This window comes from Microvirga calopogonii (assembly GCF_003347665.1).
In the GTDB taxonomy this organism is placed as follows: Bacteria; Pseudomonadota; Alphaproteobacteria; order Rhizobiales; family Beijerinckiaceae; genus Microvirga; species Microvirga calopogonii.
Genome location: NZ_QDGA01000201.1, coordinates 1 through 4,168, shown reverse-complemented (window position 1 = coordinate 4,168; position 4,168 = coordinate 1). Strand labels below are relative to the sequence as shown.

Annotated in this window: 2 protein-coding genes and 1 pseudogene; all 3 read left to right on the top strand. The window is 61.2% G+C overall.

The genetic code is table 11. The annotated features are described in order from the left end of the window. Positions 1-176 precede the first annotated feature (176 nt). The 3 genes and pseudogenes from DDF70_RS35685 (at position 177) to ltrA (ending at position 4,093) form a co-directional block, all read left to right on the top strand. Positions 177-1,484: an IS110 family RNA-guided transposase gene (locus DDF70_RS35685; protein WP_114948661.1), complete on the top strand. Its 1,308-nt coding sequence runs from the start codon at positions 177-179 to the stop codon at positions 1,482-1,484. 2 nt (positions 1,485-1,486) lie between these two features. Then, positions 1,487-1,948: pseudogene (locus DDF70_RS35680) on the top strand (IS3 family transposase); the annotation flags it as partial. A gap of 630 nt (positions 1,949-2,578) precedes the next feature. After that, entirely contained in the window at positions 2,579-4,093 is a 1,515-nt protein-coding gene (gene ltrA / locus DDF70_RS35670) for a group II intron reverse transcriptase/maturase (RefSeq protein ID WP_114949008.1), read from the top strand. The last annotated feature ends 75 nt before the right edge of the window (positions 4,094-4,168 follow it).

Below are 4,168 nucleotides of genomic sequence, written 5' to 3'. Positions count from 1 at the left end.
TGGTCCATGGACTGTTGCGCGCTTGAGAGTGGTGACGCCCCAGGGCGATCCCGGTTAGGAAGTTGACCTTTGGCGCAGTCCAGCCCCTCCCACCCCAAGGAGGAGCCGATGAGACGCAAACGAGAGGCCGGTAAAGATCGCCAGAGCCTGCCGATGGTTCACCCCATGCCGCCGCCATCGATGTCGGGGCCACGATGCACATGGCGGCCGTGGGACCTGACCGGACAGATGAACCCGTGCGCAGCTTCGGGACCTTTACCGCCGACCTGCACCGGTTGGCCGACTGGTTCGAGGTTTGTAGCGTCACCTCCGTCGTCATGGAATCGACCGGGGTTTACTGGATCCCGGTCTTCGAGATCCTGCAGGACCGCGGCTTCGAGGTGCTTCTGGTCAATGCCCGTGACGCCAAGCACGTGCCCGGACGCAAGACGGATGTGAAGGATGCGCAATGGCTCCAGCGGCTGCATGCCTATGGCCTGTTGCGGGCCAGCTTCCAACCCAAAGCCGAGATCGCGGAACTGCGCGCGTATCTGCGCCAGCGTGAGCGGCTGCTCGAGTATGCCGCCTCGCACATCCAGCACATGCAGAAGGCGCTGACCGAGATGAACCTGCAGCTGCATCACGTGGTCAGCGACATTACTGGAGCCACGGGCATGCGCATCATCCGCGCCATTCTGGCCGGAGAACGTGATCCGGCGGTCCTGGCGAGCCTACGGGACATCCGGTGTCACTCCAGCTCCGAGACGATCGAGAAGGCGTTGACGGGTCATTATCGCGCCGAGCATCTGTTCGCGCTCGAACAGGCGCTGGCGCTGTACGACACGTATCAGCACAAGGTGGCGGCGTGCGATCAGAGGATCGAGGCCGTCCTCAAGGCGCTGAGCACCCATGGGCCCGATCCCGCTTCCTTGCCGGCGCCTCGCCGGCGCATGAGCCGCCAGCCCAATGAGCCGAGCTTCGATCTTCGTGGCGCCCTCTATGCGGTTCTGGGCCAGGACCTGACCCGGATCCACGGCCTGGGGCCGTCCTTGGCGCTCAAACTGATCGCGGAGTGCGGCACGGATCTGACGGCTTGGCCCAGCAGCAAGCACTTCACATCGTGGCTCTGCCTCGCGCCCGGCAATAAGATCTCCGGTGGCAAGGTGCTGTCGTCTCGGACGCGCCGGTCGGGCAGTCGGGCGGCGGCCCTTCTGCGGCTGGCGGCCGTGACGATCGGCAAGACGGAGACGGCACTGGGTGCCTTTTACCGGCGGCTGTCGACCCGGATCGGCAAGGCTAAAACTGTGACTGCAACCGCCCGCAAGATTGCAGCGCTGTTCTACAACGCCCTGCGCCATGGCATGGATTACGTTGATCCGGGAGCGTCGTACTATGAGGAACGGTATCGGAAGCGGGTGATCGATAACCTGCACCGCCGCGCCAAGGCGTTCGGGTTTGTGCTGCAGGAGGTCGGTGTCGACGCTTCCAAGGGCGCTGTTTCTTAGGAAGCCATCGGCATCTTCGCGGAGGTGCCGAAATGAGGTTTGGCTTCATCGAGCAGCATGCCCGCACGTTTCCGGTGCGGCTCATGTGCCGCGTGCTCCAGGTCTCGCCCAGCGGCTATTATGCCTGGCGATCCCGGCCGGAGAGCCAAAGAGCCCGCGCCAACCGCGGCCTGCTGCAAGAGGTGCATCGGCTCCATGATCAGCATCAGGGTCGCTATGGCAGCCCGAGGATGCATGCCGCCTTGCGAGCCGAGGGCCATCGGATCAGCCGCGGCCGGGTCGAGCGGCTGATGCGCCGACATGGCATTCGTGCCCTGGCCCGCCGGCGCTTCCGGCCGACAACGACCGACAGTCGTCATCAGCTGCCGATTGCGCCCAACCTGCTCCAGCAGAAGTTCACTATCGCCGGGCCGAACCGGGTCTGGCTGGCCGACATCACCTACAGTGCGCCTCGTCCCGGATGGTCCGGGGTGCATATGTCTGGAATGCAAGGAGAAAGGAGAAAAGGAGAATGCCTTGCCCCCTGCTGTGAGGGGGCATGAGCCCAAGCGGCGGTGACCTGCCGTCAACTGGCAGGGTGACGGAGCCCGCAGGTAAAGGGGATTGAGGCGAAGCCGTTACGCCGAGATGATTCCCGAGGCTGAAGTATTGGAAGGTTGAGGAACACGAACCGGTTCACCCGCATCTGAGGGCTGGAATGTCGCCTCCGCCTACACGGCTTAACAGGCGGAATGCTGATGATGTCGCCGGACACGAAGGACGGCGTGCATCCGAACGTGAGCAGAGATGTAGGACGCTCGCGAAGGGCCATGGGGAGAACACAGCCAGACCATGGCATCGGCATCGACTTGCAGAATGCAAGGACAAAGACTGCGACCGGCAGCCTCACCAATACGCAAGATGTCCAGCATATGAACGAGGGAAGGCATGGTGGAATGCCAAGGGAGTTGACCCTGATGTCCATCATGCTGGCGGAGTTCCCGTAGTAGTCCGCGACAGGGAAAGCCTGTCACATGGCGAAGGGGAACAGTTCAAACTGCTTGAAGTGCAAACTACCTGACCCAACGAGGTGAAGACCTTTGATAATCAGCGAAATGCAGCACAAGCTCGCAACATGGGCCAAAGATGATCCGAACCGACGGTTCGATCGCCTTCTTCGGCTCATTGCCGATCGGGAGTGGCTTGCCGAAGCCGCCCGGATCGTTCTGGCGTCGAGCGGCGCTCGAACTCCGGGCCTTGACGGAAAGGATAAGCAACAGCTGCAGGCCGGACTGGATCAGCATCTGGCCGATCTGCGGATGAGCCTGCTGACGGGCAGCTACTGCCCTCAGCCGGTCAAGCGAATCTACATCCCGAAAGCGAACGGCAAACTGCGACCATTGGGTATCCCGACCCTAACAGACCGCATTGTCCAGCGCGCCATGCTGATGGTCATGGAGCCGATCTGGGAAAGCGATTTCCATCGGCTCTCCTATGGCTTCCGGCCTGAGCGGAGCGTGCATCATGCTGTCCGTACCGTGAAGATACAGCTTCAGGATGGAACCGATACGACCAGGGGCCGCTGGATCATCGAGGGTGATCTGGCAAGCTACTTCGATACGGTCCATCACCGGCTGCTTCTCCGATGTGTGCGGCGGCGGGTGCAGGACAGGCGATTTGTCGATCTTCTCTGTCAGTTCCTGAAGGCGGGTCACATTGATCGTGGCCTGTTCGTGGCCTCCAGCGAAGGCGTTCCGCAAGGTGGCGTTCTGTCACCGCTCCTGTCCAACATCATGCTCCATGAGTTTGATGCGTGGCTCGAGGCGAAATACCTCAGTGACAAGGCGCGTAAGGATCGATGGGCCTGGAACTTCGGCATCAAGCAAGGCCGTCCCATTACGGTTCGTGAGAACCGACAATGGAAGCCGGCCATCGCCTACTGTCGATACGCTGACGACTTTGTCGTGATCGTAAAAGGAACCAAGGCTCAGGCAGAAGAGATCCGTGAGGAATGCCGTGCCTTTCTGGAAGGTGACCTGAAGCTGACGCTGAATATGGGCAAAACCCATATCACCCACGTCAATGACGGCTTCGTCTTTCTGGGGCATCGGATCATTCGCAAGCGGGGGGCGCACGGACGTATGTCTGTCGTCACGACGATACCCAAGGAGAAGGCCAAGGGGTTTGTTCGCAGACTGACTGAGGTCCTCTCCGGCCATCATAGTGTCAGCACGGTCGAGATGATCGCCAGCCTCAACCGGCAACTGGCCGGCTGGGCAGCGTTCTACAAGTTCACCGACTTCACTGCGTCCGTGTTCCGGCACATCGACCATGTCGTGTTCTGGAAGCTGGCGCATTGGCTGGGGCACAAATACCGATCCCGCATCAAGCCTCTGATGCGCAAGTGGTACAAGGCCCCGGAATCGGGCAAGGCAAAAACCTGGCTTGTTTACGGTCGGACTGAGCGTGGCGAGGCCATCGGCAAAGCGCTCCACAGGCTTGTCTCAAGCCCCAAGGCGCGGTTCCGGTGGCGCAATCCGGAGGAAAACCCATACATCTTCCGGAGCGAAGCCCGCAGCACCGTCACATCGCACTATCAGGATGTTGCTATGGCCATGGGCCAAGCTTGAATAGAGAGCCGTATGCGCTGAAAGGTGCATGTACGGTTCGGGGAGGAGAAGCGCATTCGCGCTTCTTACTCCACT

What these genes read in the sequence shown, in the direction of transcription:
- ltrA (WP_114949008.1), top strand. Translation starts at nt 2,579, where the DNA reads ATGCAGCACAAGCTCGCAACATGGGCCAAAGATGATCCGAACCGACGG.